1 pseudogene is annotated in these 238 nt (G+C 67.6%); it reads left to right on the plus strand.

What is annotated here, in order from left to right:
- Window positions 1-238, plus strand: a pseudogene (locus NVV99_RS26845) (hypothetical protein); the annotation flags it as partial.

Below are 238 nucleotides of genomic sequence, written 5' to 3' on the forward strand. Positions count from 1 at the left end.
GTCCAGTTCGGGGACGGCCCGGGCGGCGGCACACTTACCGGTGGACCGACCGACCCGCGCAACGTGCTGATCGACCCAGTGTTCCTTCCCGATTGGCGCACGGGTTGGTTCGGCACCAATTACGACGATGCGGACACAGCCGGGCTCGGTCCGAAGGTGCGTGATTCGCTGGCGTTTTCGTACGAAGCGCAGGAGCGCGTCAAGACCGACCCGGACGCCCAGGCCGAACTCGCCGCCC

The organism is Rhodococcus sp. PAE-6 (genome assembly GCF_025290685.1).
Classification (GTDB): domain Bacteria; phylum Actinomycetota; class Actinomycetes; order Mycobacteriales; family Mycobacteriaceae; genus Rhodococcus; species Rhodococcus pyridinivorans.